Genomic DNA, 26,758 nt, shown 5'->3' on the forward strand with positions numbered 1-26,758 from the left:
TTAAAACGGCATCAACGGCAGAGGGACGTTCATGACATTGACGAACAATAAGGTGACCCCGACAGGGAGAGCGATTGCGAACCCGTAGGCCCACCAGGTCCTGACGGGATGAGCCAAAAAGAGCAGCACCGTTGCCAAGACGCCAGACAGGATGGCCCCCAGCATCTCGAAGAAGAAAACGTAGACCAGGATGCCCGCGATCATGACGAGAAAGCGCCGGACAGGGCCCTTTACCAGTTTTCGTTCATCGCCTTCCTTAGCGGTTTTAGTGAGTACTCCTTGCGCCACGAGCAGCAGTGCAAACGCCAGCATCAACCAGCTGACGATGTTGGGCAGCCACCGAGGGGACATCATCGGGTTCTGAAGTATCGGTGGTTCGCCGATATAGTTGGGTATCAAATAGAACGCGAGCACTAACGACAGGACCAATAGCACGAGGCCGGTCACGATATCGATCGTGTCTTTGGCGCTGTTCGCTGCGCTGGATCTTGAAAGGGACATAGGTGCCTCTCCGCGAGGACTCGCTCTTAAAATCGTGAAAAGACGAAGGTTGTCTCCAACCTTCGTCTTCATCGTTATTCGTCGTTTACTGACGAATACCCGCCTGCTCGGCCACTTCCTGCCAGCGAGCGAGATCATCGATCACGAACTGCTTGAAGGCTTCCCCCTCCACCTGGCCTGGCTCCGCACCGAGCTGTTCGGCAAAATCCAGGAACTCCTCGCGCTCCATCACTTCATCCAGCGCAGCTTGCATGGCGTCATACCCTTCTTCGGGGAAAGAGTTATGAGCGATGAGACCGAACCAGGCGGTCGTCACGAACTGATCGAGATTGTCGACGCCGATTTCGGAGAGCGTGGGTACGTCGGGCAGGTACGGCGAGCGTTCCTGAGAGGTCACCGCCAGAGCGCGCAAGTCACCCGACTGAATATGCGAATACACCGTCGGCATGTTTTCAAACGAGACGTCGACATCGCCTCCAAGCAGCGCCGGCAAGGCCGCACCGCTACCCGCGAAAGGCACCGCCGTCATGTTCGATCCGGTCAGCGTCTTGAACAGTTCGCCCGACATGTGAATGGAGCTGCCGACACCGCTATGACTGAACGCCATGTTTTCTTCTCGAGCGGCTTCGATGAACTCCTCGACGGACTGATAGGGGCTACTGGTAGGTACCACCATGACGTTGGGGATATCGATGACGTTCTGAATGAAGACGAAGTCTTCGACCGGATCGTAAGGCAGGTCTGGATAGATCGCCGCACCGATGGTATGTCCCGGAGATGCCATCAGCAGCGTATGGTCGGCATCGCGACCACCCCGAGCCAGACGACCGGTACCTACCGTCGACCCGGCGCCAGGGCGGTTCTCGACGATCACGTTGGCGCCCAAGGCGTCTTGCAGCAGATCGGCAACGCGTCGAGACAGGACATCGGTCGTGCCACCGGGTGCGTAGGGAACGACCAGATGGACGTCCTTGGTTGGCCAGTCGGCAGAAGCCGTGGTAACGCCGACAGAGAGAAACACAGCGGTGCCACCCAAGGCTAGACAGGCAGTGCTTAAAAGCTTGTTCATTTTATTTTTCCTTATATATGTCGTATTTTTTGTTCGCCTTACGAACAATTATTCGCGATACATACATAAAGATTACTGTTCTCTTGAATCATTCCCAACACAACTTTAGTCTGATAGAAGAAAGGTAGGCGATTACACTTATCAAAAACAAATATTAGTTCGCATAACGAACTAATATGCATTAAATTCGAGTGCACATTGAAATTCGAATCAGGAGTGGCAATGCTCGAGGAAGAAACCCTTAGCCCGGATAGCCGCGATTTCGTGACTGCTCTGGCCAGTGGATTGGAAGTCATCCGGGCATTCGATCAAGAACATCCGCGCATGACGTTGAGCGAGGTCGCTCAACGCACCGGCATGAACCGCGCCAAGGCAAGGCGCTTTCTATTGACGCTGCACGCGCTGGGCTACATTCGTAAACAGCAGCGCTATTTCGAGCTTGCTCCGCCGGTGCTCAATCTCGGTTACGCCTTTCTATCCGCCAACAACTACCGAGGTGTCATACAGCAATGCCTCGAGGCCATCACGGCACAGACCGGCGAATCATCGTCGCTTGGCTTGCTCGAAGGGAACGACGTCATCTACGTTGCCCGTTCGGCGGCACGCCACCGACTCATGGCCATTACTCTTTCGGTGGGCACGCGCCTGCCTGCGGCCTACACCTCCATGGGCCGCATCCTGCTTGCTCAGAAGACCGTGAGCGATCTTGATGCCTATCTCGATCAGGTCGACTTGCACCGCCATACGGACAAGACGATCGTCACGGTCAGCAGACTCAAGGACGAGATCATACAAGCGCGCCAGCAGGGTTATGCCATCGTGGATCAAGAGCTCGACCCAGGACTTCGTTCACTGGCAGTCCCCGCCTTCGATGCACAGGGCAAGCTCTTGGGCGCCATCAACATCAGTACCAACGTGGCACGCGTCGATCTCGATACGCTCCTGAAAGAGCACTTACCGCTTCTGCAGGAAATGGCACGCTTGATCAGAACGACGGTCAGCGGCTAAGCCGCAAACCGGGCGATCACCGCATCCAGCGCTGCGATATACCCCTGGCTGCCCAACCCGGCAATAATGCCATCAGCGCGCTGCGATACGTAGGAGTGGTGGCGAAACGCTTCTCGCTTGTGAATATTGGAAAGATGAACTTCTATCACCATGCCCTCGTAGGCATTGAGGGCATCGAGCAGTGCAACCGAGGTATGCGAATAGGCGGCAGGATTGACAATGATCGCCCGCGTTCCATCCAATCTTGCGGCTTGCACTGCGTCGATGAGATCGCCTTCGTGGTTGCTTTGAAAATCCTTGAGCTCCCACTGCGCTTTTACTGCCTGGGTACGTAGTCGGCTCACGATGTCGTCGAGCGTTTCCTTGCCGTAGATATCCGGTTGCCGCCCCCCCAGCAGATTGAGATTCGGGCCGTTGAGAAGCAGTACGCGGGAAATGGTCATGATTGAGCGCCTTGGTTCGCCAGGAGTTGTCGACACCTCGAAAGAGGTGATGCTACCTTATTACGCCTTTCGAACCCATCAAGTGCCCTCATGACCCTCCCTCTCTACCTGGGCCTACCCATGTGGGCCAATCCGGACTGGCAGGGCACGCTCTATCCGCCCCATGCGAAGACCGATCTGCTCAGCGACTACGCCACGGTGTTCTCGAGCGTCGAGGGCAATACCACTTTCTACAGCGGCGCGCCGAAGCCTGCGACCATCGCCGCCTGGGCGCGTCAAACGCCACGGGATTTCCGGTTTTGTCTGAAGCTTCCCGCCCGGGTCACTCACGAGCAGCGCCTGGCCCGGCTGGATGAAGCGTGGGCGTTTCTGGAGGCGTTCGCGCCGCTTCACAACCGGATGGGGCCGACCATGGTGCAACTGCCGCGGGACTTCGGGCCGGATGAGCTGCCTCGGTTAGAGGCGCTGCTGCGCCAGTGGCCGAACGAGCTCCCGTGCGCGGTCGAGGTGCGCCACCCGACATTCTTTGCCAAGGACGCGGCCGAGAAGGCGCTCAACCAATTGTTGATAACTCACGGCGTAGACCGGGTCATGCTCGACGTTCGCCCGGTGTTCTCGACCCCGGCCGGCCATCATGAAGGGCTCATCAAGGCGCAGGGCGAAAAGCCGAGACTCCCGCTGCACGTGCTCTCGACGGCGAATCGGCCGATCGTGCGCTTCATCGGGCATATTGACAAGGCCATCAACAGCGGCTATTTCGAACCCTGGATCAAGCGGCTCGCCTTGTGGATAAGTCAGGGGAAAACCCCTTTCTTATTTGTGCATACCGCCGACAATCGTGAATCCCCGCTGATGGCGAGACTACTTTACGAGGCGCTGCGTGAGCGTGTCGTCCTGCCCCCGCTTGACGATTTCCCCGGGGAAAGCCAGGCGTCGCTCTTTTGATACGTCTCGGCTTTTACGCTCAACCTCACTCGACCTAGCCAAAGTGTCACTGGCAAGGCGTGGAGCGTTCATATAAATTGCGCGTACTTTCGCCGCCGCGTCTTGTAGCGAAGGGCGTGCAGCGGCGTACGGCGCATGACAATCCGAAAACTTTAGGTGATGTATGGCAAAACTGGCACACGCACAGTGGTCCTCGCGTATGGGCTTCGTGCTGGCGGCAGCGGGCTCGGCGGTCGGCCTGGGCAATATCTGGCGCTTTTCCTATCTGACCGGCGAGAGCGGCGGCGCCGCCTTCGTGCTGGTCTACCTGGCGTGCGTGGCGCTGGTGGGCCTGCCGATTCTGGTCGCCGAGTGGATGATCGGCCGGCGCGGCCAGAAGAACCCGATCAATACCATGGCGGACCTCGCCACGCGCCATGGCCGCAGCCGCAGCTGGGCGCTGGTGGGCATCAGCGGCGTACTGGCGGCGTTCTTGATTCTCTCCTTCTATAGCGTGATCGGCGGCTGGTCGCTCAACTATACCCTGGGCTCGGTGATGGGTTCGTTCACCGCTCAGGACGCCGACGCCAGCGGCGCCGCCTTCGAGGGCCTGCTGGGCGATCCCGAGACGCTTCTGATCTGGCACACGCTGTTCATGGTGCTGGTCGTGGGCATCGTCGCGCGCGGGGTGACCAAGGGGCTCGAAGCCGCCGCACGCGTGCTGATGCCGCTGCTGGTCGTGCTGCTGCTGATACTGGTGGGCTACGGCGCGACGAGCGGCTTCTTCGGCGAGGCGTTCTCCTTCATGTTCAGCCCGGACTGGGGCGCGCTCGACGGTGGTGTCATGCTGGCCGCCATGGGGCAGGCCTTCTTCACGCTGTCGCTCGGCATGGGCATCATGATGGCCTACGGCTCGTACCTGGGCGAGGACGTGAACCTCTTGAGCACCGCGCGCACGGTCATCGTGCTGGATACCGTCATCGCGCTGCTGGCGGGGCTGGCGATCTTCCCGATCGTCTTCGCCAACGGGCTCGATGCGTCCAGTGGTCCGGGGCTGATCTTCGTGACGCTGCCGATCGCCTTCGGCAACATGGTCGGCGGAAGCCTGCTGGGCCTGGCGTTCTTCCTGCTGCTGACCTTCGCCGCGCTCACCTCGGCGATCTCGCTGCTGGAGCCGGTGGTGGAAACCCTGGAAGAGCGTACGCCGCTGAGCCGTCTGGGCTCGACGCTGGTGGGCGCTGTGGCGGTGTGGCTGGTCGGTATCGCAGCTCTTCTATCGTTCAACGTCTGGGCGGACGTCTCGATCCTCGGCCTGAACATCTTCGACTTCCTGGACACCTTCACCGGCAAGGTACTGCTGCCGCTGACCGGCCTGGGCGCCATCGTCTTCTACTCGCGCTGCCTGGAAAAAGAAGAGGCGCGTCGCGAGCTCGCCATGGACGTCTACGACTACAGCCTGTGGAACCTGCTCACCAAGTACGTGGCACCGCTGGGTGTGATCGTCGTCTTCCTGGCCGGCTTCCTGTAAGCCGTCGCCTCTCAGACCCTGGCCCTGCCTATGTGCAGGGCTTTTTCGTTCAAGGGCTAGTGGAGTTCGCCTTCCGGCGTCTCCTCGTCCTCCGCGAGCCAGGCGATGTCCCGGGAAAGCTTCAGGGACTCGCGGTGGCGCTCGATACCGCGCCGCGCTCGCAGGCTACGCTGGGCGGCGCTGCGCTGGCGCTGGGAGTGTTCGGTGACCTCGATGCCCATGAGGATATCGAGCAGCTCGCTTTTAACCGAAGTCAATCGTTCGACGTTTTTCATGATCGACGCCCCTCCAGGTGGCAGGTTGACCCCGCCTGCAGCCATGACGCCTGTCATATGATGCAGTGCGGCACGTCATTTCTTACTATAACCTACTTGACAAAATGATGACGGCCCGGCCGTGAAAACCTAAACGGCGTTTAAACGCTGGTGCCGCGCGGCATATCATCCGTTGATCGGCGGCGCAATACGCCCGTCACTCAGGCATACTGGTTCAAAACGCTGCGTGCATGACCCCGCACCCCATTCGAAGGAGCTCACCGTGAGTCGCGCCCTGTTCGATGAAATGAGACGCCGCATGGAGCACTTTCGCCGCTCCGAGCAAAAAGTCGCCCGCTTCGTGCTGCGAAACCCGGACGAAGTGATCCACATGCGCATCGTCGATCTCGCCACCGAAGCCGGCGTCAGCGAGCCTACGGTGGTGCGCTTTTGCCGGGCACTGGGCTGCAACGGCTTTCAGGACTTCAAGCTGCAGCTTGCCCAGATGCTGGCCTCGGGCAGCCAGTTCGCCCAGTTCTCGATGAACGATAGCGACTCGGTCGCCGAGTTCTCTCACAGCATCTTCGACTCCACCGTGGGCACTCTGCTGTCGGTGCGCGACCGGCTCGACAACGATGCGCTGGGGCGCGCGGTCAACGCCCTGGCGATGGCCAACCGGGTCGAGTTCTACGGTTTCGGCGCCTCCGGGGCGGTGGCCTTTGATGCCCAGCACAAGTTCTTTCGTCTGCAGATCTCGACTTCCGCCTACGCCGACCCACACATGCAGAACATGTCGGCGGTCACACTCCAGGAGGGCGACGTGGTGGTGGCGATCTCCCAGACCGGGCGCACCCGGGCGCTGGTGGCGAGCGTGCGCCTGGCGCGAGAAGCCGGTGCCACGGTGATCGGGCTCTGTCCGAGCGAGTCGCCGCTGGCCGACGAGGTGAGCCTGCCGCTCTACATCGACGTGCACGAGGACACCGAAATCTACACGCCCTTGAGCTCGCGCATCGCGCATCTGGTGCTGATCGACGTGCTGGCGGTGGGCGTGGCCAAGACGCGCGGGCCGAAGCTCGCCGAACAGTTGAAGGCCGTCAAGAAGAGCCTCAACACGCTGCGCTACCCCGACGAGCGCTGAACCGCCCCTGTATGGTCGTCCAGTGGCGGGCGTGTGCTAGACTGTCGGCCCCTTTGCAAACCGGCAGCGGCGACCATGGATGACGTAACGGCGATTCTCGACCAGCTCAATACCGCCCAGCGCGAGGCGGTCAGCGCCCCCCAAGGCAACCTTCTGGTGCTCGCCGGGGCGGGCTCGGGCAAAACCCGGGTGCTGGTGCACCGCATCGCCTGGCTGATGCAGGCCGAAGGCCTGTCGCCCTACGCACTGCTCGCCGTCACCTTCACCAACAAGGCCGCGCGCGAAATGCGCACCCGCCTGGAGGCACTGCTGGGCATCTCGATGCGCCATGTCTGGGTGGGCACCTTTCACTCCATCGCCCATCGGCTTTTGCGCACTCACTGGCAGGACGCCAAACTTCCCCAGAACTTCCAGATCATCGACTCCGACGACCAGCTCCGCCTGATCAAGCGCCTGATCAAGGATTACAACGTCGACGACGAGCGCTACCCGCCGCGCCAGGTGCAGGGTTTCATCTCCGGCTGCAAGGAAGAGGGACTACGCCCGCACCAGGTCAACGTCGATGGCGACGGCTATCTCGCCCAGATGGTCGAGCTCTACGAGCGCTACCAGTTCACCTGCGAGCGCGGCGGCCTGGTTGATTTCGGCGAGCTGCTGCTCAGGAGTCTCGAGCTTCTGCGCGACACCCCGGCGCTTTTGAAGCACTACCGCGAGCGCTTCGGCCATGTGCTGGTGGACGAGTTTCAGGACACCAACACCCTGCAGTACGCCTGGCTGAAGCTTCTGACCGGCCTTGAAACCCCGATGACCGCCGTGGGCGACGACGACCAGTCGATCTACGGCTGGCGCGGAGCGAAGATCGAGAATATCCGCCGCTTCGAAGAGGAGTTCCCGAACACCAGAACCGTGCGCCTGGAACAGAACTACCGCTCCACCAGCGCGATTCTCGACGCCGCCAACGCCCTGATCAGCCACAACAGCGAGCGCATGGGCAAGAATCTCTGGACCGACGGCGCCGAAGGCGAACCGATCTCGGTCTACGCCGGCTTCAACGATCTCGAAGAGGCGCGCTACATCGTCGATACCATCAAGGAGAAGGTCGACGAGGGCATCAACCGCCGAGACGTGGCGATTCTGTACCGCTCCAACGCCCAGTCGCGGCTGATCGAGGAGACGCTGATTCGCCAGGGCATGCCGTACCGTATCTATGGCGGCCACCGCTTCTACGAGCGTCTGGAGATCAAGAACGCGCTGGCCTACCTGCGGCTTCTGCTCAACCGCGACGACGACGCCTCACTGGAGCGGGTGATCAACGTGCCCACCCGGGGCATCGGCACGCGCACCGTCGAGATCGTGCGCCACCGCGCGCGCCTGGAAAGCATATCGCTCTGGCAGGCGCTGCACGATGCCCTCGGTGACGGCACGCTCAAGGGCCGGGCGGGCAACGCGGTACAGGCATTCACCAACCTGATCGAGCAGCTCGACAACGACGCAGCGGGCTTGGCGCTGCACGAGATCATCGATCACGTCATCGAACACACCGGACTGATCGAGCACCACAAGAGCGAGCGCGGCGAGAAGGGCCAGGCGCGGGTCGAGAACCTGGAGGAGCTGGTCACCGCGGCGCGGGCCTTCACCCAGGGCGACGCGTTCGAGACCCCGGAGGCCGGCGAGGGCATGGTGGCGCTCGAGGCGTTCTTGTCGGAAGCCGCGCTCAACGCCGGCGACCACGAGGCCGAGGAGTTCGAGGACAGCGTGCAGCTGATGACCCTGCACTCCGCCAAGGGCCTCGAGTTCCCGGTGGTGTTCATCGCCGGCGTGGAAGAGGGTCTTTTTCCGCACAAGATGTCGGTGGAGGAGCCGGGCCGGCTCGAGGAGGAGCGCAGGCTCTGCTACGTCGGCGTGACCCGCGCCATGCAGAAGCTCTACCTCACCCACGCCGAAACCCGGCGGCTGCACGGCAAGGAGGTGTTTCCGCGCCCGTCGCGCTTTCTGCGCGAACTGCCGGCGCACCTGCTGGAAGAGGTGCGCCTGCGCGGCCACGTCTCGCGCCCGGTGACCGCTTCGCGGCCAAGCTACGCGCAAACCTCCGTCGAGGCGCATGACGACCTTCCCGCCCTGCACGTGGGCCAGCGCGTCAGCCATCCGGTGTTCGGCGAGGGCATGATCCTCAACGCCGAGGGCGAGGGCGCACGCGCCCGGGTACAGGTCAGCTTCGAAGGCGAAGGCGTGAAGTGGCTGGTACTCGGGTTTGCCAAGCTCACTCCACTTTAGGCCAGCTTGCCCAATAAAACCCAACTGACGCATACTGCTCGGCGGACGCTGAACCACGCACACTTCTATAAAAAACTTCCTGCTGGAGTAGAACCCGCCATGCAACGCCGCCAATTTCTGAAAACCGCCGGCTTCGGCGCCGCCGGTGTCGCCGCCGCGCCCTTCGTCGCCACGGCCCACGCCCAGGAAACCTACACCTGGGACATGGTCACCTCCTGGCCGAAGAACTTCCCGGCGCTCGGTACCGGTGCCAACGACTTCGCTCGCCGGGTCGAGGAGCTTTCCAACGGTCGCATGCGCATCCGCGTGCACGGCGCCGGCGAGCTGGTGCCGGCCCTCGAGGTGTTCGACGCGGTCGCCGCCGGTACCGCCGAAATGGGTCACTCCACGCCCTACTACTGGCGCGGCAAGGTCGCGGCGTCGCAGTTCTTCTCTGCCGTGCCGTTTGGCATGACCACCACCGAGATGAACGCCTGGATCTACCACGGCGGCGGCCAGGAGCTGTGGGACGAGGTCTACGCCAACCACAACCTCAAGCCCTTCGCGGTGGGCAACACCGGCCCGCAGATGGCCGGCTGGTTCAAGAAGGAGATCAACTCGCTGGCCGATATGCAGGGCCTGCGCCTGCGCCTGCCGGGTCTTGCCGGCGAGGCAATGAACGCCATCGGCGTGAGCACCGTGAACCTGCCGGGTTCCGAGATCTTCACCTCCCTTCAGACCGGCGTGCTCGACGCCGCGGACTGGGTCGGTCCCTACAACGACATGGCCTTCGGCCTGCATCAGGTGGCGGACTACTACTACACCTCGGTGTGGAACGAGCCCTGCGCGCTGGTCGAGACCATGATCAACCTGGATGTCTGGAACGAGCTGCCGGAAGACCTGCAGGCGGTGATCCGCGAGGCAGCGCGGGCCTCGAATCTGGCCATGTTCACCGAGTTCGCCTTCCATAACGCCCAGGCGCTGGAAACCCTGGTCGACGAGCACGGCGTACAGCTTCGCACCTTCCCGGACGACGTCATGCAGGCGCTGTTCGAGGCTTCTCAGCAGGTGATCCAGACCCAGACCGAGAACGACGAAGAGTCGCGCCGGGTCTACGAGTCCTACTCGTCGTTCCAGCAGTTGATGCGTCCGTTCAGCGACATCGGCGAGTACGCCTACTTCAAGGGCCGCGACGCCATCGGCGCCTGACAAGACCCAGGGATCGACAAGGGCGCGCAAGCGCCCTTTTTTTACGCCCTTTTTTTGCCCGGCGAATCAGTCGCCGTGCACCGCGCGAATGCGCCCGTTGTCGTCGAGGGCCACCACCACGAAGCGCGCCTCGGTCACTTTCTGGCGCTCTTCGAAATGGCGCCCCAGCGGCGGGCGCACCCACACCTCGACATCGAGCTTGATCGAGCTGTGACCGATTTCACGCACCTGGGTATAGACGCTCACCACCGACCCGACCCGCACCGGGCTCAGAAAGTCCATCGACTCGATCGCCACCGTCGCGGTGCGCCCGCCCGCCTCGCGCCCGGCGGCCAGCTCCGCCGCCTGGTCCATGCGATTCACCAGCCAGCCGCCGGGAATGTCGCCGTAAAGGTTGGTATCCTGACGCGAAGCCAGTAATTTGAGCGTGAGCTGCCCCTGCGGGGCGGGCACGTCGTCCAGGTCGTTGTCGAGCGGTGTCATGAGATAGTCACTTCATTGGGTTGTTGTTGTACACGAACCCGGCGGTGGCGCGTCGCCAGCGCCGTCGAGCGGGCGCCAGTTAACCACAAGAGGAATAGCGTTTGAAGCGTTGCATTAGGCCCGATCGCCCCTGCGCCCACCTGGCACTCTGGCTGCTTTTATGGCTCGCCGCGCCCGCCTGGGCAGCCGCTCCGGTCAGCGGCACGCTGGGCGCGACCGGCTCGGACACCATGGCGAGCCTGGTGCTGCGTTGGGGCGAGGCGCTGACCGCTCGCCATCCCGGCATCAACGTGCAGTTCCAGGCCGGCGGCTCGTCGATCGCGCCCTCGGCGCTGGTGGCAGGCACCACGCGCCTGGCGCCCATGTCGCGCCCCATGAGCCCGGAGGAGCGCGAGCAGTTTCAGCGCCGCTACGGTTACGCGCCCGTGGAGCTGCGCGTCGCTCGCGACGCCCTGGTGGTGGTGGTCCATCGCCATAATCCGCTGAAGGCGCTGACGCTTTCGACACTCGACGCGATCTTCTCCACCACCCGGGCCTGCGGCGCGCCGGCCCCCGTGAGCCGCTGGGAGGAGCTTCTGCCGACTGGCGACTGGCCTTACGGTCGAATCGCGCTGCACGGGCGCAATCTGGCCTCCGGTACTCATGATCTCTTTCGCCAGCGGGCGCTTTGCGGGGGGCACTTTCGCGACGACATCAGCGAATACCCCGGCTCCGCCGCCGTGGTCGCCGCCGTCGGCGAATCACCCCGGGCGATGGGCTACACTGGCTATCATCACCTGACGCCGATGGTGCAGCCGCTCGGACTGATCGATGCCGCCGGCGAGACCATCATGCCCACGCCGGAAACGATTCAGAACGGCGAGTACCCGCTGTCGCGCTATCTCTATCTCTACGTGAACGTGGCGCCCGGTGAGGCGCTGCCGCCGGCGGAGCGTGCCTTCATCGAGCTGATCATGTCCGAGCAGGGCCAGCGAATCGTGCGCGCGGCGGGGTTCGTGCCGCTGCCTGCCGACGAGCTCGAGCCGCTGTCATGAAAATGACACGAAACTGACGTAACGTGAGGAGATACCATGCGCCTTCGCCGTGATCCAACGCTCCCTCTCTTGATGTCGATATGACGCGACCCGCCCTGCCCGCCCGGACGCCCTGGCGCCAGCTTCAAGACCGCATCGCCACCGGGCTGATCACCGCCGCAGGCATCGGCGTGCTGCTCGCCATTCTCGCCATCGGCGTCTTTTTGTTCTGGGAGACGCTGCCGCTGCTGACCCGGTTCGAGACGCTGTCGCTGGAAAGGCTCTCGCCGCTTGCCTGGGGCACACTCAAGGCGGCCATCGCCGCGCTGGTGGTGGCGCTGCCGCTGGCGCTGGGCGGGGCGATCTATTCAGCGCTGTTCATGTCCGAGCGGCTGCGCGCGCGCATCAAGCCGATCCTGGAACTGATGGAGGCGGTGCCCGGCGTGGTGGTGGGGTTCGTCGCCGGCCTGGTGTTGGCCCCCTGGGTCGAGCGCCACCTGGCGAGCGCCCTGGCACTGGTCGTGTGGCTACCGCTGTGCGCCGTGCTGGCCGGGCTTCTCTGGCACGCTACCCCGGCTCGGCTTCGCGGCTGGCTGCCGCTGGGCCGCGCCGGCCTGTGGCTGCTGCCGTGGATGGCGGCGATGGCCGTCCTGGCGCTGTGGGCCGCGCCGATGATCGAACAGCGGTGGCTGGGGGACGACCTGGTGACGCTGCTCGATCGACGCTTCGGCCTCGACTACACCACGCGCAACACGCTGATCGTCGGGCTCGCCATGGGCTTCGCCGTGATTCCCGGCGTCTATTCGCTCGCCGAGGATGCGCTGCATGACGTTCCCCGCTCATTGATGGAAGGCGCTCAGGCGCTCGGCGCCAGCCGCTGGCAGGCGTTGTGGAAGGTGGCGCTGCCCATGGCGGGCCCGGGCATCTTCTCGGCGGCGATGATCGGCGCCGGGCGCGCCGTGGGCGAGACCATGATCGTGCTGATGGCCAGCAGCAACGCCGCCCTGATCAGCCTGAGCCCTTTCGAGGGGCTGCGCTCGTTCTCGGCGGCCATCGCTATCGAGCTGCCCGAGGCCCCGCCGGGCGGGCTGACCTATCATCTCTTGATCCTCGCGGCGCTGGTGCTTTTCCTGTTTACCTTCCTGGTCAACACCCTGGCCGAAACGGTGCGTCAGCGTTTGCGGCGTCGCTACCGGTCGGGAGGCGGCCGATGAAGCGTCTCGACCGCCGCCGCTGGCCCGGCGATGCGCTGTGGACCTGGCTGTGTGCCGGGTGCGTGGCGCTGTCGCTGTTCATGCTGATCACGCTGCTCACACTGCTGGTGGCCCGGGGGCTCGGCCACTTCTGGCCGGCGCCGCTCGAAGCGCTCACCCTGCACTCCGGCGAGCAGGTGATCGGCCAGCCCGTGCGCGAGGCGCCCCTGCCGCACGGCGCAGGGAGCGAGCGGCTCTACTTCACCGGCAACCGCGAGCTCAATGGCGCCGACTGGCGCTGGGTGGCGCTCGACGATATCGCCGCCGTCAACGAGCCCGAGGATGCGATCCGTCTGGAGCGAAGCCCCTGGGGCGACGTCACGGGCCGCCTGGCCGCCCTGGAGGTGGAAGGTGAGCGCCTGACCGGCGCGCCAGCGCGCGCGCGCCTTCAGAGCCTGTTGGCGCTACCGGCCGGGCAGCGCCCAAGGGGTGAACTGGTACTGACCACCGCCCAAGGGTCCCCCCTGGTCCAGCCGCTTGCGACGATCACCGCTTTCCAGGCCCCCAATGCGCTCTCGACGCTGGAGAAGGCGGGGGTGTGGGGCCAGGGGGTGTGGCGTTTTCTCAGCGAAGGGCCGCGGGCGGCCAATACCGGCGGCGGGGTGTGGCCGGCGATCTTCGGCACGCTGTTGATGGTGATCGTGATGTCGGTGATCGTCACGCCCTTTGGCGTGCTGGCGGCGATCTATCTCAACGAGATCGCCCACCAGAACCGGCTGACGCGGCTGGTGCGCATCGGCGTGCGCAACCTCGCCGGCGTCCCGTCGATCGTCTACGGCGTGTTCGGGCTGGGGGTGTTCGTCTACGGCATCGGCGGCTCGATCGACACCTGGTTTTTCGATGAGGCGCTACCCTCGCCCACCTTCGGCACCGGGGGGCTTCTGTGGGCCTCGCTGACGCTGGCACTGCTGACCCTGCCGGTGGTGATCGTGGCTACCGAAGAGGGACTGGCGCGCATTCCCGATGCCCAGCGCGAAGGGGCGCTGGCGCTCGGCGCGACACGCCTGGAAATGCTCACCCGGGTGGTGCTGCCCATGGCGACCCCGGCCATGCTGACCGGGGTGATCCTGGCCGTTGCCCGGGCCGCCGGCGAAGTGGCGCCGCTGATGCTGGTGGGCGTGGCCAAGCTTGCGCCGCAGATGCCGCTGGACGGGGAGTTTCCCTACCTGCATCTCGAGCGCAAGTTCATGCACCTTGGCTATCATCTGTTCGATACCGCCTTTCACGGCGACGACGTCGAGGCGGCGATTCCGCTGGTCTACGCCACGGCGCTTTTGCTGGTGCTGATCGTGCTGGTGCTTAACCTAACTGCCATATTTCTGCGTCATCATCTAAGGCGCCAACAAGGAGGCTCATGGTCGCGTTCCTGAACGACGAACCGGCACCGGTGATGACGTTTCCCGCCGGAGAGCGCTGCCTGAGCGTTCGCGATTTCAGCCTGGCCTACGGCGACAAGCCGGCGCTCAAGGCGCTGACCCTCGAGGTGCCGCGTCATCGGGTGACCGCCTTCATCGGCCCTTCGGGTTGCGGCAAGTCGACGCTCTTGCGCTCGTTCAACCGGCTGCACGATCTGAACGAGTCCGCCGTGCACCAGGGGCGCATCGAGCTCGAAGGGCGCGATATCTTCGCCCGGGATCTCAACGTCAGCGAGCTGCGGCGTCGGGTGGGCATGGTGTTCCAGAGCCCCAACCCCTTCCCGATGTCGATCTATGAGAACGTGGCGTTCGGGCTGCGCCTGGAGCGCCGGCTCCCCAAGCGCAAGCGCGACGACATCATCGAGTGGGCGCTGAGATCCGCAGCGCTCTGGGACGAGGTCAAGGATCGTCTGCACCGCTCGGCCTGGCAGCTCTCGGGCGGCCAGCAACAGCGGCTGGTGATCGCCCGTACGCTGGCGGTCAAGCCCGACGTGCTGCTGCTCGACGAGCCGGCCTCGGCCCTGGACCCGATCTCCACGCTCAAGATCGAGGAGCTGATCCGCAACCTGAAGAACGAACTGACCCTGGTGCTCGTCACCCACAACATGCAGCAGGCCGCGCGGGTTTCCGACTACACCGCCTTTCTTCAGCAAGGCGAGCTCGTCGAGTACGGCCCGACCGACCAGGTCTTCACCAACCCCAAACGACAGCGTACCGAAAACTACATCACCGGCCGGGTCATCTAGCCCCGCCCCCGACGCCTTGCAGGAGCGTTCGATGGACATTACCAGCGATACCCACAGCCAGCATATCTCGCGCCAGTTCAACCAGGAGCTGGAGGAGCTCAAGACCCACCTGATGGCCATGGGCGGCCTGGTGGAGAAGCAGGTCCAGAACGCCGTGCATGCGCTGCTCGAAAACGACAGCCGCCTGGCCGAGCAGGTGCGTGACAACGACCGCCAGGTCAACGACCTGCAGCTGCAGATCGACGAGGAGTGTACCCGAGTGCTGGCCAGGCGCCAGCCCGCCGCCTCGGACTTGCGACTGGTGCTGGCGGTGATCCGCGCTACCTCGGATCTCGAGCGTATCGGTGACGAGGCCAGCAAGATCGCCCGCAACGCGCTGTCGCTCTCCGACAGCAGCGGCACGGTGCGCGGACTGGTGGAGGTGCGCCATATCAGCGAGCACGTGCGCAAGATGCTGCGCGATGCGCTGACCGCCTTCGCCCGCTTCGATACCGAGCTTGCCATGCAGGTGGTGCGCGAGGACGAATCCGTCGACGACGAGTACGGCAGCGCCATGCGCTCGCTGATGACCTTCATGATGGAGGACTCGCGCTCGATCACCTCGGTGCTGAGCATCATGTGGATACTGCGCGCTCTCGAGCGTGTCGGCGATCACGCCAACAATCTGGCGGAGTACGTGGTCTACCTGGTCAAGGGGCTGGACATTCGCCACAGCGCGCCGGAGCGCATCAGCGAGCAGGTACAGAAAAAGCCTTGACCTTGGAAGGCGGGCCCCTTGCAATACGCCCAGGCATATCGCCTGGGCGTCTTTTCGAGGAGTACCGATGCTGACTGCAGTTTCCGCCCTGAGTCGAGGCATTCGCCTGGTGTATCGCAAAGGGCTCAAGCGCTATATCTTTGTGCCCATCCTGATCAACCTCGGCGTCTATGCCGGTCTGATCACGTTCACCGCCCGGCGCTTTTCCGGCTGGGTCGATCACGCCATGGCGAGCATCCCGAGTTGGCTCGACTGGCTGTCATGGTTGATCTGGCCGCTGTTCGTCATGAGTCTGCTGGTGGCGATCTTTTTCACCTTCACCCTGGTGACCCACCTGATCGCCGCGCCGTTCTACGGGTTTCTCGCTGCCCGCGTCGAGCGCAGCGCCACCGGCGTCGAGCCGCTCGACGACCGGGGCCTAGCCAAGACCGCCGTCGATGCCGTGGGCCGCGAGCTGGTCAAACTTCGCTACATCCTGCCGCGCGCGGCGCTGCTGCTGGTAATGAGCTGGATACCGGGGCTCAACCTGTTCGCTCCCTTCCTGTGGGCGCTGTTTTCCGCCTGGGTGATGGCCATCACCTACCTGGACTACCCCATGGACAACAACAAGGTGAGCTTCAAGGAGATGCGCTGGCGGCTGGCCAATCGCTGGTGGCCGAGCCTGAGCTACGGAGGGCTGGTCACGCTGATCACCTGGATACCACTGGCTAATCTCTTCCTTCTGCCAGGAGCAGTGGCAGGGGCAGTACTGATGTGGGAAGCACACTACCGAGACCTGAAGCGCCTGCCCGCGCCCGCGGTTCAAGAAAACCGATAGGTACAAAAAACTAGACCCCGCTTGTGCGGGGTCTTCATCTTGCTCGGTGCGTGCGATACGTAACGAAAGCTTCCTATCCTTTTGCGGGACTCCAACCTTGGAATTTACCCTGACTCACGTTCTTGATCGTCGCTAGATCCAATCCTTGAATCGCTGAGCATCCATGCAGTAGGACATCCTTGTCCCTTATAATGCTCATTCCATAAGCGTAATACTTTGTTGCAAAATTGCAACTAAACGTTAATTACGAATCGGAATTTTTCTCGACGACTTCTTCCGGTGAAGTCTCGGAACCCGATCCTGCAGTAGTACCCATGGAATCCGGCTCACCGATGGTTTCGGAGTTCGGGCCTTGGGTGTGATGATCAGTGGTCAACTCTTCCTGAGTATAGTTCGCACTGTCATTGGTGTTCATGTTGACGCCTTGGTCCTGTGTACCGTCCTGTTCGACCATGCTGTCCTGGTTCTCATCGATAGACGGATGATCGGTCGTGTTGGCAAAGGCAAGAGGGCTTGCCAGCAGACCAAATGAAACGCCTAAAATGCCAGCTTTCTTGAGTAATTCCTTGGACATCATATTCCACCTCCTAGATCGCTGTGGTTACCGCTCATTCAAGAAAGATTGCCTTGCGGCATACCACTTCCTGCGGTTTCTTTCTTGTTAAAACCTTTGCAGCGCTCATGCCAATATTTATAAAAAAATAGATATTTTCATAAAATCAAGTGCTTAAATTAATACACAAGTTGTACAGCAAGTATCTGACTGAGTCAGATTGGCGGTATCAAGTGGCTAAAAATGACACATGCGCACAGATTAACCCGCCTACCTTGTCAACTCGACACACCGTAATGCTAACAAGATGTCAGGTCGGATGCAGACGAGTTGCAGGAAAGACGCAGCGAAAGCGCGCTCCCTGCTCCGGGAGGGAATCGATCACGAGTCGAGCGTCGTGACGCAGTAGAACGTGCTTGACGATGGCAAGTCCGAGTCCGGTTCCACCGGTGGCGGTACTGCGGCCCTTGTCCACGCGATAGAAGCGCTCGGTAAGGCGGGGAATGTGAATAGGGTCAATGCCATGACCGTTATCCTGGACTTCGACATACCCCTCGCCGGTCGGCAGCACGCCGCACCGCAAGATGATGTGACTGCCGGCGGGCGCATAGCGCACGGCATTGAAGACTAGATTGGAAATGGCGCTGCGCAGCTCCTGCTCGCTGCCCATCAGGCGAAGATCGCCTTCGAGGTCGAGTTCGATGCGCTGGGGCGTCTTGTGCTGCTGGGCGGAGAGCGCGCGGGCGTCCTGGCAGATGCTGTCGAGAAGCGGCGCCAATGACAATGATTGATGGTCCTTCCCGCCCTGGTCGATCTCCAACCGAGAAAGCAGCAGCAGATCGTTGACCAGGTTCTCCATCCGACGGGTCTGCGACTGCATCTGCAGGATGCCTCGCCCGAGGCGCGGCGGCAGCTGATCGCTCAGGTCGCCGTAGGTTTCGAGATACCCCGACAGCACCGTCAAGGGCGTGCGTAGCTCGTGGGAGACGTTGGCGACGAAGTCCTGGCGCATCTGCTCGAGGCGATGCAGGCGAGTGATGTCGCGCGCCATGAGCAGGCGTTCGTCATCGCCGTAGAGGGTGATCTGGTACTGGAGAATGCGCCGCTCGTCGATGGGCGAGGTCAACGTCAAGGGCTCCCTGTACTCGCGTGAGGCGAAGTAGCGCACGAACCCCGGGTCGCGCAGCAGGTTGGTGATGTGCTGGCCCCGATCATGAGCGGTCTTCAGTCCGAGCATCTCGGTGGCGGCGCTGTTCCACCACTCGAGATCACCGTGGCGGTCGAGCATCACCACGCTGTCGCGCATCGCCTCGGAAGACTCCTGAATGCGTGCAAGCATGGCCCGCAGGCGCCCTTGGGTGATGCGCTGGCTTTTCTGGTAGCGATACAGGCGATCGAGCAGATCGCCCCACAGCCCCTTGGCGGCGGGCGGCTCTTCGCTGGGCTCGAGAGTGAGCCACTGGTAGAGCGCGCGCAGCTGGCGCAGGTGGTGGAAAAGGCACGCCGCCAAACCGAGGGCGAGCCCGAAGCCCGGGGCGCCGAAGAGCCAGCCCAGCACGACGCCGAGCGTGCCCAGCCACGCGATGCGCCAAAGCTCCCGGCTCCACAGGTGCATGCGTTACACCCGGGCGGAGAAGCGATACCCCGTGCCGCGTACCGTCTGGATCAGGTTCTGGTGCGCCTCGCCGAGCGCCTTGCGCAGCCGACGGATATGCACGTCGACGGTGCGCTCCTCCACGTAGACGTTGCCACCCCACACCTGGTCCAGCAGTTGGCTGCGCGTGTAGGCGCGCTCCTGGTGGGTCATGAAGAACTGCAGAAGACGATACTCGGTCGGGCCCATCTCGAGGGCCTTGCCATGCGCGCTCACCCGGTGGCTCACCGGGTCGAGCAAAAGGCCGTTGATCTCGACCGGGTCTTCCATGCCGCGCGGCGTGGTGCGGCGCAGCACGGCCTTCAGCCGCGCCACCAGCTCGCGCGGCGAGAAGGGCTTGGTGATGTAGTCGTCGGCACCGGCTTCGAGCCCCTGGATCTTGTTGTCCTCCTCACCCTTGGCGGTGAGCATGATGATGGGCAACTCTGCGGTCGCCTCTTCACGCTTGAGGCGACGGGCAAGCTCGATGCCGCTGGTGCCGGGCATCATCCAGTCGAGCAGCAGAAGATCCGGTTGGTGATCGACCACCAGGGCGTGGGCATCCTGGGCGTTGTCCGCTTCCAGCACGCGGTAGTCCGCCATTTCCAGCGCCACGGCGATCATCTCGCGAATCGGCGCCTCATCGTCGACGATCAAAACGGTCTTGGCGGTCATGGGCGGGCCTCGGGGTTCCGGCAAAGGGGGTCGATGACATAGCGGTGACAATCACACCATGGCCGGGTGACATTTTTATGACAAACGTTACATTAGCTCGCCACCGGCCAATAGCTCAAGGCGAGTCCGGCAAAGAGCACAAGCCCCGACCAGTGGTTGTTCAGAAACGCCTGGAAACAGGCATCACGCTCGCGGTGAACGATCAAGCGCTGCTGATGCACGAAGGTAGCGGCCATCGCCGCAAGACCCAGCCAGAAGAAGCCGCCCAGGCCCACGCGAAAGCCTACCCAGGCCAGAAGCGCGAGCGTGGCCAGCTGCAACAGCCCGATGATGAGCCGGTCGGCATCGCCGAACAATACGGCGGTGGACTTGATGCCGATCTTCAGGTCATCGTCGCGGTCGACCATGGCGTACTGGGTGTCGTAAGCCACGGTCCACAGCACGTTGGCCAGAAACAGCACCCACGCCTCCAGCGGTACATGGCCGAGCGTGGCACCGAAAGCCATGGGAATCGCCCAGGAGAACGCCGCCCCCAGCACCACCTGGGGGAAGTGGGTGTAGCGCTTCATGAACGGGTAAGCGGCGGCAAGCAAAAGCCCGCCCACCGACAGCATCACGGTGAAGGCATTGGTCAACAGCACCAGGATGAACGACACCGCCACCAGCACGATGAATAGCGCCTTGGCCTCGGCCTCGCTGATTCGCCCGGTCGCCAGTGGCCGGTGTTTGGTGCGCTTGACGTGGCCGTCGAAGTGGCGATCGGCGTAGTCGTTGACCACGCAGCCCGCCGCGCGCATGGCGTAGACCCCGGCGACGAAGATCAAGAGCAGCCCGCGTCCCGGCAGCCCCTCGGCGGCGACCCACAGCGCCCAGAGGGTCGGCCACATCAGAAGCCAGGTGCCGATGGGCCGATCCAGGCGCATCAGGGTGATGAAGTCAGCCGCCCGGGACCACCCGGTCGGGCGCAGCAGAGAACGGTCCATGCTTACCTCGTCAAGACAAAACGCGGTTCAAGCCTAGCGTGTCGCCAGGCCGAGATCATCCGCCATGGTGGATAAAAACCCCTCCTGCACCAGCAGCGAAAGCCCGCCGTGGGACAGAACCGAGCGTCGCGCCCACAAGCCCGTGGCATCCGGCGCGCATAGCCGAGAGACGAAGGCCGGCGTCTGGGCGGTGGCGAACATCGGCCCGCGCACCAGATCCGGCTGGCGAAACAGCCAGCTGCCCAGCGAACGCTCGCCCAGCCGCTCCAGGTGCTGGCCCTGAAGATCGGTAAGCGCCGCCACCGAGCGCGCCACGACCCAAGGCCGTTCGTCCACGCACAGCGCCACCTCGCGCAGCCAGGCGAGCCGGCGCGGTGCAAGCCCCAGTGCTCGCGCCTCGTCGCGCCGAGGCACCCCCACGCCCTGCTGCAGCAGGCGTACCCGGAACGGGCGCGAGCCGCCCGCTGCCACCAGCCGCGCGGTGAGCGAATCCAGCGAAGCGACCCACTGCCACCAGGGGGCCGTCATGGCCGGGCGCAGCGCGGCCACCGGCTGCCAGCGAAGGAAGGAACGAGCCTGCAAGGTAGAGGGCGTCACACGATCTCCAAGGCGGTGAAGTCTTGTCGGCTAGTGTAACATGGCGGCCGGATTCGCTTTTCTCGAAACGCAGACAACTACCCGGGTGATGGTATGGCCCCCTCCTCTGACGACCGCCGCGCAATCACGGTGGACATGATCATCGTCGGCACCGGCATGGCCGGCATCGGTCTGGCCCGCGCGCTTCGCCGCCAGGGCGATACCCGCTCGATCACCCTGGTGAGCGCGGACAGCGCAGACGACTACACCAAGCCTTTGCTCTCCACCGGCTTCGCCAAGCGCCTCGCCCCCGAGGCGCTGGTCAGACAAGACGCTACGGCACTGGCCGAGGAGCTCGATGCCACCGTACTGGCGAACACCCGGGTCGTCGCGCTGGACGCCGAGCAACAGCGCATCGACCTCGACGATGGAAGCACCCTGTACTTCAAGGACCTCGTGCTGGCCACCGGCGCCGCGCCACGCCGCGCGATGAGCATCCCGGAACCGCTTGCCGAGCGCTTTTTCAGCGTCAACGATCTCGACGACTACCGCCGCTTTCGCGCTGCGCTGGCCAAGGCCTCGACGCGCGTCGCGGTAATCGGCGCGGGCCTGGTAGGCTGCGAGTTTGCCGACGATTTGCGCGCCGGTGGCCACGCCGTCACGCTGATCGCCCCCGAGTCGACGCCGCTGCCGCGCCTTCTGCCCGCGCCCCTGGGCGAGGCGCTGGGCAGCGCCTTCGCGACCGGCGGCATCACCCTGGCCCTGGGCCGCCGGGTGGACGCCATTCAGCGCGACGACCACGACGCCCTCGCCCTGACGCTCGACGACGGCGAATCGCGCACGGTGGACGTGGTCCTGCTGGCCACCGGCCTCGCCCCGCGCTTTGAGCTCGCCCAGGCAGCGGGGCTTTCGGCCAACGACAGCGGCATCCACGTGGATCGCACCCTGCGCACTTCGCACCCGCATATCTACGCCCTGGGCGATGTCGCCTGCATCGACGGCGTCAACGCCATGTACGTCCAGCCGCTTCAGGCCAGCATCAAGGCGCTGGCCGCCACGCTCGGCGACCAGCCGACGCCGGTCAGCCTCGGCGCCTGGCCGGTGGTGGTGAAAACGCCACTGCTGCCGGTGGTGGCCTACCCGCCGGTCGCGCCGGTTACGCAGTGGCGCCTCGAGGGCGAAGGCGATGCGCTGTGTGCCCTTGGCGAAGATAAAGATGGTCGTTTGGTCGGCTTTGCGTTGACAGGCGCGTGCGTCAGACGGAAAGTGGAGCTTTCCAGAGCAGTGCCTGCGCTGCTAGGCTGATGCTCGCTGTTCACGGCAAGGCCAGAACGTTCCGACCCCCAGGGTCCAACAACACTCAAGCGTTATGCTTTTTTTCATCAGGGAGATTTCACCATGCGCAAACCTGAACTCGCCGCCGCGATTGCTGAGAGCGCCGACCTTTCCAAGGACAAGGCTGGCCAGGTTCTCAACGTCATTCTCGACGAGATCACCAACAGTGTCGCCAAGGGCGAAGACGTGGCCCTGATCGGCTTCGGCACCTTCACCGTGCGTGAACGCGCCGCTCGCACCGGCAAGAACCCGCAGACCGGCGCGCCGCTGAACATTCCGGCCAGCAAGAACGTCGCGTTCAAGCCCGGCAAGGCACTCAAGGACGCCGTTTCCTGATGAAACTTCGCCTGACGCTATGGCTGCTCGGGCTGATGCTCAAGCGCGCCCTGCGTCGCAGGCCGCGCTTCAAGGAGCAGCTGGAGCGCATGCGCGGCTTGAACTGGGGCATTGCCACGGAAGACCTCGGCACTGCCCGCTACTACCGGATGACGCCGCAAGGCATCGACACCGGTAAAGGCCTGCCCATCGACCTGGATCTGGAGCTGCGCTTTCGCGATCAGGACGCCGCGCTCAAGATACTCAAGAAACCGACCCGGCAGGCCTTCCTGCACGGAATGATGGAAGGCGATGTGCGCCTGGTCGGCGACTCCAGCGACATGACCAAACTGCAGAAGCTGTTGAAGCATCTGTAGGGGCTCCAGGTAAACGGGACTCGAAGCACGAGGGAAACGGCTAGAGCGATGGATATTCCTCATCAGCGTTTGGCTTACTTTCGCGTCACTCTCGAGTCCGGCTCCGTACGGCGCGCGGCCGCGCGCCTGAACATCGCCCCCTCCGCGGTCAGCCGGCAGATTACACTGCTTGAAACCGCATTGGGGACGAGGCTGATGGAGCGTCATCGCGACGGCATTCGCCCTACCCCCGAAGGCGAGATGCTGCTCGAATACTGCGACCGCCGCCACGCCCTGGACGAAGGGCTCGTCGAAGCGCTCGAGGCCTATCAACGTCTCGAGACCGGCACTATCTCGCTGACCGTCGGCGAGGGGTTCGTCAGCGACCTGGTGGCCTCCCCGTTGCACGAATTCACCGAGCGCTACGCCGGTATTCATCTGGATATTCATACCGCAGGCACCACCGGCATCATCAACGCCATCGTCGAGAACCAGAGCCATATTGGCCTGATGTTCAACGAACATACCCATCCGCAGCTACGCTTCTGGGTATCCAGGCCGCAGCCCTTGATGGCGATTCTGCCGCCGGATCATCCGTTTGCCCAGGAAACAACGCCATTGACTCTGGAGCAGCTCAGCACCCAACCGCTGGCCATGTGGGATGCCCAGCACAGCGTTCGACGGATGATCGACCAGGCCTTCCGAGAGGCCAGAATATCGCCCCGCATGGCGATGAACACCAACTCGATGGTGGTGCTGGCCCAGTACGTGCGCAGTAGCATGGGCATCACCTTGCTGCCAAGCTTTGCCGTCGCGAGCGACCTCCAGGCCGGCACGCTGATTGCCCGGCCTGTCGACGATCCGCTCTTTCAACGCTCCTGCGCGCACATGGTCACCAAGGTGGGCCGCCAGCAGTCCAAGGCCACCATCCTGCTGCTGCGTCACCTGCAGCGCTGGATGCACGCCTTTCGCGACCCTCTGGCGAATCAGCCCACGCCGCTGCCGTAGCCGAAGGCTACGCTCGCCTCAGGTGCGGTCTCGACCCAGACGCTCTGGGGCACGCTGTACTCACGCAGCCCATCCAGCCCGCTCGAGCGCCCGAAGCCGCTCTCGCCGAAGCCGCCGAAGGGCGACATGACGCTGATCGCCTTGTAGCTGTTGATCCAGACGGTACCGGCGCGCAGCTGGCCCGCCACCCGGTGGGCGCGCGCCACGTCCTGGCACCATACCGCGCCGGCGAGGCCGAAACGGGTCTCGTTGGCCAGCCGCACGGCATCGGCCTCGTCGTCGAAGGCCATGGCGATCAGTACCGGTCCGAACACCTCCTGCTGGGCGATCGCCATGTCGGAGGTGACATCGACCAGTACCGTCGGCGCGATGAAATACCCGGCCGCCTCCTCTGGAAGATCGTCAGGACGCCCGCCACCGGTCAGCAGCCGGGCGCCTGCCGCCACCGCATCGTCGATCATGCGCATCACGTGCTCGAACTGACGACGGTTCTGCAGCGGGCCCATGCGCGTGGCCTCGTCCTCCGGAAGCCCCACCGGGATCTGCTCCGCCGCCCGCGCCAGCCGCGTGGTCACCTCCTCGAAGACCGACCGCTCTACCAGCAGCCGTGAGCCAGCCACGCAGCTCTGACCGGCAGCGGCGTAGATCGCCGCTTGTGCTCCGGCCACGGCGTCATCGAGCCGGGCGTCGGCGAAGACGATGTTGGCGGACTTGCCCCCAAGCTCCAGCACGCTGGGCACCAGGCGACGAGCCCCCGCCTCGGCGATCAGCCGCCCGCTCTGGGGCGAGCCGACGAACACCAGCTTGCCAATGCGGGGATGATCGGTCAGCGCGGCCCCGGTGCTCGTTCCGAGACCGTTGACGATGTTGATCAGACCGCGCGGCAGCCCCGCCTGCTCCAGCAGCCTGGCGATGACGATGGAGGTGAACGGCGTGAGCTCCGAGGGCTTGAGCACGACCCCGTTGCCCGCTGCCAGAGCGGGGGCGAGCTGCCAGGCGCAGGTGAACATGGGCGCGTTCCAGGGCGTGATCTGGCCGACGACGCCATAAGGCACGTAGCGGACGTAGTTCAAGTGCGAGGTGGCCACTGGGATCACTTCGCCGTGCTGCTTGTCGCACCAGCCGGCGTAGTATTCGAACATCTCGCGCACCTTGCCTACCTCGGCGCGGCAGTCGCGAATCGGCTTGCCGGCCACGATGCTCTCGAGGCGCGCCAGCGGCTCTTCCTGGCCCGCCAGCCCGCTGATGGCCTGGTTCATGCGGCGCCCACGCTCGCTAGCGGTCAGGGCCATCCACTGCGGCTGGGCCTTGGCTGCCGCCTCGGCGGCGCGCTCGACCATTTCAGCGCCGGCGTCGCGGTAACGTAGCAGCGCCTCGCCCGTGACGGGGTCGATGAGTTCGATGACCTCGGCGTCGCCGGCGAGCAGTCGGCCGTCGACCCAGTTGCTCGCAGGGACCTCGTCCCCCGCCAGCCCGAAGTGGGCGAGCAGGTCGTCGAGTTGCGCTCGGGCGCGTTGAGTGAGTGCGTTCATGCGCGGCAATTCCTTAGTGGGCGTTGTCCAGAATGGGGGAGGCGATATGGTTGAAGTCGTCGCGGTCGTGAGGGCGGTCGGCGTTTTCGTGCCAAAGATCGACCACCATCTGAAGAAGTGGCAAGGGCAGGTCGAGTGCCTGGGCCGCATCGCGCGCCAGGCGCAAGTCCTTGCGCATCAACCCCGTAGTGAACCCGGAATCGAAGCGGCCGCTGACGATCCACTCGGGAAAGTTCACTTCGCTCACGGCGCTGCGACCGGAGCCGCTGTTGAGCCCCGCCAGGCAAGCCTCGGGGGCGACGCCCGCCTTGGCGGCCATGGCCACGGCCTCGGCGGTGGTCACAAGATGCGCGGCGCACAGATAGTTGTTGGCCAGCTTCACCACGTGACCGCTGCCCGGCCCGCCTACGTGGGTGCGCTTGGCGGACATCGCCTCGAGTATCGGCCGGACCCGCTCGATGACCACTTCATCGCCGCCGAGAAGCATGCCCAACTTGCCGCTCGCTGCGCCCTTGGGGCCACCACTGACCGGTGCGTCGAGCCATGCCAGTCCCGCCTCGGCGACTTTTTGGGCCAACATTCGACTCACGCTCGGGTCACTGGTGGAGGTATCGATGATCACGCTGCCTTTAGGGGCGATCGCCAGCAGCCCCGGGGAGCTTTCCAGCACCTCGCGAACGTGGGCAGAGGTCGGCAGCGACAGCAGGTACACGTCGGTCTCGGGAAGCGCTTCAGGGGCGGCGACCTCGAGCCCTTGGGAGGCGAGCCGGTCCCGGGCCTGCTCGAACACGTCGCTTCCGGTCACGGCAAAGCCTGCGGCCTTCAGCGTCAGCGCCATGTTGCCCCCCATCTGTCCCAAGCCGATGACGGTAATGGTCAGTGACATAATCGATACTCCTTCAAGCGTGATACGTGATATTCGGCGTAGATGCCCCCCTACCCAGGGGGCATCGTGAAAACGAACGCATGGATTGACGTGGT

The 26,758-nt window shown here is 63.9% G+C and carries 28 protein-coding genes; 16 read left to right on the top strand and 12 right to left on the bottom strand.

What is annotated here, in order from left to right:
- Both GEV37_RS09900 and GEV37_RS09905 read right to left on the bottom strand, forming a co-directional pair.
- Positions 1–501, bottom strand: coding sequence for a tripartite tricarboxylate transporter TctB family protein (locus tag GEV37_RS09900; RefSeq protein WP_227390072.1), 501 nt, complete (start codon positions 499–501; stop codon positions 1–3).
- Positions 502–586: 85 nt separating this feature from the next.
- Positions 587–1,570, bottom strand: coding sequence for a Bug family tripartite tricarboxylate transporter substrate binding protein (locus tag GEV37_RS09905; protein ID WP_227390073.1), 984 nt, complete (start codon positions 1,568–1,570; stop codon positions 587–589).
- A gap of 222 nt (positions 1,571–1,792) precedes the next feature.
- On the opposite strand from GEV37_RS09905, the gene GEV37_RS09910 reads away from it, so the two are divergent.
- On the top strand, positions 1,793–2,578 hold the full coding sequence (locus tag GEV37_RS09910; protein ID WP_227390074.1) for an IclR family transcriptional regulator domain-containing protein: 786 nt from the start codon (positions 1,793–1,795) through the stop codon (positions 2,576–2,578).
- Here the strand turns inward: GEV37_RS09910 and aroQ are convergent.
- A complete protein-coding gene (gene aroQ / locus GEV37_RS09915; RefSeq protein ID WP_227390075.1) occupies positions 2,575–3,021 on the bottom strand; it encodes a type II 3-dehydroquinate dehydratase in 447 nt (148 codons plus the stop codon). The two genes, GEV37_RS09910 and aroQ, sit on opposite strands and share 4 nt — an antisense overlap.
- A gap of 90 nt (positions 3,022–3,111) precedes the next feature.
- On the opposite strand from aroQ, the gene GEV37_RS09920 reads away from it, so the two are divergent.
- Together GEV37_RS09920 and GEV37_RS09925 are read left to right on the top strand one after the other, a co-directional pair.
- Positions 3,112–3,966 carry a DUF72 domain-containing protein gene (locus GEV37_RS09920; RefSeq protein ID WP_227390076.1) on the top strand — a complete coding sequence of 285 codons (855 nt, stop codon included), beginning with the start codon at positions 3,112–3,114 and terminating at the stop codon, positions 3,964–3,966.
- 163 nt (positions 3,967–4,129) lie between these two features.
- The gene (locus GEV37_RS09925) at positions 4,130–5,473 is read left to right on the top strand and encodes a sodium-dependent transporter (RefSeq protein ID WP_227390077.1); all 1,344 of its coding nucleotides are present in this window, start codon (positions 4,130–4,132) and stop codon (positions 5,471–5,473) included.
- Between the two features lie 56 nt (positions 5,474–5,529).
- On the opposite strand, the gene GEV37_RS09930 is transcribed toward GEV37_RS09925, so the two are convergent.
- Positions 5,530–5,748 carry a PA3496 family putative envelope integrity protein gene (locus GEV37_RS09930; protein WP_227390078.1) on the bottom strand — a complete coding sequence of 73 codons (219 nt, stop codon included), beginning with the start codon at positions 5,746–5,748 and terminating at the stop codon, positions 5,530–5,532.
- Positions 5,749–6,010: 262 nt separating this feature from the next.
- Here GEV37_RS09930 and hexR point away from each other — a divergent pair, with 262 nt between their 5' ends.
- From hexR to GEV37_RS09945, 3 genes are all read left to right on the top strand, one after another.
- Positions 6,011–6,865, top strand: coding sequence for a transcriptional regulator HexR (gene hexR, locus GEV37_RS09935; RefSeq protein ID WP_227390079.1), 855 nt, complete (start codon positions 6,011–6,013; stop codon positions 6,863–6,865).
- Positions 6,866–6,940: 75 nt separating this feature from the next.
- Positions 6,941–9,139, top strand: a complete 2,199-nt coding sequence (uvrD, locus tag GEV37_RS09940) for a DNA helicase II (RefSeq protein ID WP_227390080.1) — start codon at positions 6,941–6,943, stop codon at positions 9,137–9,139.
- A gap of 99 nt (positions 9,140–9,238) precedes the next feature.
- Positions 9,239–10,327 (top strand): TRAP transporter substrate-binding protein, encoded by a 1,089-nt coding sequence (locus GEV37_RS09945; RefSeq protein WP_227390081.1) that lies wholly within the window; start codon positions 9,239–9,241, stop codon positions 10,325–10,327.
- Positions 10,328–10,393: 66 nt separating this feature from the next.
- Here the strand turns inward: GEV37_RS09945 and GEV37_RS09950 are convergent, their stop codons facing one another.
- Positions 10,394–10,810: an acyl-CoA thioesterase gene (locus tag GEV37_RS09950; protein WP_227390082.1), complete on the bottom strand. Its 417-nt coding sequence runs from the start codon at positions 10,808–10,810 to the stop codon at positions 10,394–10,396.
- Between the two features lie 101 nt (positions 10,811–10,911).
- Between GEV37_RS09950 and GEV37_RS09955 the strand changes: the two genes are divergently transcribed.
- The 6 genes from GEV37_RS09955 (at position 10,912) to cysZ (ending at position 16,811) form a co-directional block, all read left to right on the top strand.
- Positions 10,912–11,844, top strand: coding sequence for a PstS family phosphate ABC transporter substrate-binding protein (locus tag GEV37_RS09955; RefSeq protein ID WP_386111301.1), 933 nt, complete (start codon positions 10,912–10,914; stop codon positions 11,842–11,844).
- Positions 11,845–11,924: 80 nt separating this feature from the next.
- On the top strand, positions 11,925–13,037 hold the full coding sequence (locus tag GEV37_RS09960; protein WP_227390083.1) for an ABC transporter permease subunit: 1,113 nt from the start codon (positions 11,925–11,927) through the stop codon (positions 13,035–13,037).
- On the top strand, positions 13,034–14,446 hold the full coding sequence (pstA, locus tag GEV37_RS09965) for a phosphate ABC transporter permease PstA (protein WP_227390084.1): 1,413 nt from the start codon (positions 13,034–13,036) through the stop codon (positions 14,444–14,446). The genes GEV37_RS09960 and pstA overlap by 4 nt, the downstream gene beginning before the upstream one ends.
- Positions 14,431–15,237 (top strand): phosphate ABC transporter ATP-binding protein PstB, encoded by an 807-nt coding sequence (pstB, locus tag GEV37_RS09970; protein ID WP_227390085.1) that lies wholly within the window; start codon positions 14,431–14,433, stop codon positions 15,235–15,237. The genes pstA and pstB overlap by 16 nt, the downstream gene beginning before the upstream one ends.
- Before the next feature lie 31 nt (positions 15,238–15,268).
- Positions 15,269–15,994 (top strand): phosphate signaling complex protein PhoU, encoded by a 726-nt coding sequence (gene phoU, locus GEV37_RS09975; RefSeq protein ID WP_227390086.1) that lies wholly within the window; start codon positions 15,269–15,271, stop codon positions 15,992–15,994.
- Positions 15,995–16,061: 67 nt separating this feature from the next.
- Positions 16,062–16,811 (top strand): sulfate transporter CysZ, encoded by a 750-nt coding sequence (cysZ, locus tag GEV37_RS09980; protein ID WP_227390087.1) that lies wholly within the window; start codon positions 16,062–16,064, stop codon positions 16,809–16,811.
- 244 nt (positions 16,812–17,055) lie between these two features.
- Here the strand turns inward: cysZ and GEV37_RS09985 are convergent, their stop codons facing one another.
- From GEV37_RS09985 to GEV37_RS10005, 5 genes are all read right to left on the bottom strand, one after another.
- On the bottom strand, positions 17,056–17,385 hold the full coding sequence (locus GEV37_RS09985) for a hypothetical protein (protein ID WP_227390141.1): 330 nt from the start codon (positions 17,383–17,385) through the stop codon (positions 17,056–17,058).
- 289 nt (positions 17,386–17,674) lie between these two features.
- Complete coding sequence (gene phoR / locus GEV37_RS09990) at positions 17,675–18,979, bottom strand: phosphate regulon sensor histidine kinase PhoR (protein WP_227390088.1); 1,305 nt, start codon at positions 18,977–18,979, stop codon at positions 17,675–17,677.
- Between the two features lie 3 nt (positions 18,980–18,982).
- Positions 18,983–19,672, bottom strand: coding sequence for a phosphate regulon transcriptional regulator PhoB (phoB, locus tag GEV37_RS09995; protein WP_227390089.1), 690 nt, complete (start codon positions 19,670–19,672; stop codon positions 18,983–18,985).
- A 92-nt stretch (positions 19,673–19,764) separates the two neighbouring features.
- A complete protein-coding gene (gene ubiA / locus GEV37_RS10000; RefSeq protein ID WP_227390090.1) occupies positions 19,765–20,655 on the bottom strand; it encodes a 4-hydroxybenzoate octaprenyltransferase in 891 nt (296 codons plus the stop codon).
- A gap of 33 nt (positions 20,656–20,688) precedes the next feature.
- Positions 20,689–21,252, bottom strand: a complete 564-nt coding sequence (locus GEV37_RS10005; protein ID WP_227390091.1) for a chorismate--pyruvate lyase family protein — start codon at positions 21,250–21,252, stop codon at positions 20,689–20,691.
- A 93-nt stretch (positions 21,253–21,345) separates the two neighbouring features.
- On the opposite strand from GEV37_RS10005, the gene GEV37_RS10010 reads away from it, so the two are divergent.
- From GEV37_RS10010 to GEV37_RS10025, 4 genes are read left to right on the top strand one after another with little or no spacing between them, the layout of a single operon-like run.
- Positions 21,346–22,536: an FAD-dependent oxidoreductase gene (locus GEV37_RS10010; protein ID WP_227390092.1), complete on the top strand. Its 1,191-nt coding sequence runs from the start codon at positions 21,346–21,348 to the stop codon at positions 22,534–22,536.
- Between the two features lie 6 nt (positions 22,537–22,542).
- On the top strand, positions 22,543–22,902 hold the full coding sequence (locus GEV37_RS10015) for an HU family DNA-binding protein (RefSeq protein WP_338035123.1): 360 nt from the start codon (positions 22,543–22,545) through the stop codon (positions 22,900–22,902).
- Positions 22,902–23,258 carry a hypothetical protein gene (locus GEV37_RS10020; protein ID WP_227390094.1) on the top strand — a complete coding sequence of 119 codons (357 nt, stop codon included), beginning with the start codon at positions 22,902–22,904 and terminating at the stop codon, positions 23,256–23,258. The genes GEV37_RS10015 and GEV37_RS10020 overlap by 1 nt, the downstream gene beginning before the upstream one ends.
- Before the next feature lie 48 nt (positions 23,259–23,306).
- Positions 23,307–24,245, top strand: a complete 939-nt coding sequence (locus GEV37_RS10025) for a LysR family transcriptional regulator (RefSeq protein ID WP_227390095.1) — start codon at positions 23,307–23,309, stop codon at positions 24,243–24,245.
- Here GEV37_RS10025 and GEV37_RS10030 read toward each other — a convergent pair.
- Together GEV37_RS10030 and GEV37_RS10035 are read right to left on the bottom strand one after the other, a co-directional pair.
- Positions 24,224–25,777: an aldehyde dehydrogenase family protein gene (locus tag GEV37_RS10030; RefSeq protein WP_227390096.1), complete on the bottom strand. Its 1,554-nt coding sequence runs from the start codon at positions 25,775–25,777 to the stop codon at positions 24,224–24,226. The genes GEV37_RS10025 and GEV37_RS10030 overlap by 22 nt on opposite strands.
- A 13-nt stretch (positions 25,778–25,790) precedes the next feature.
- Positions 25,791–26,696: an NAD(P)-dependent oxidoreductase gene (locus GEV37_RS10035; protein ID WP_338035124.1), complete on the bottom strand. Its 906-nt coding sequence runs from the start codon at positions 26,694–26,696 to the stop codon at positions 25,791–25,793.
- Positions 26,697–26,758: the final 62 nt, after the last annotated feature.

It is taken from the genome of Vreelandella malpeensis, from assembly GCF_020622355.1.
Classification (GTDB): Bacteria; Pseudomonadota; Gammaproteobacteria; order Pseudomonadales; family Halomonadaceae; genus Vreelandella; species Vreelandella malpeensis.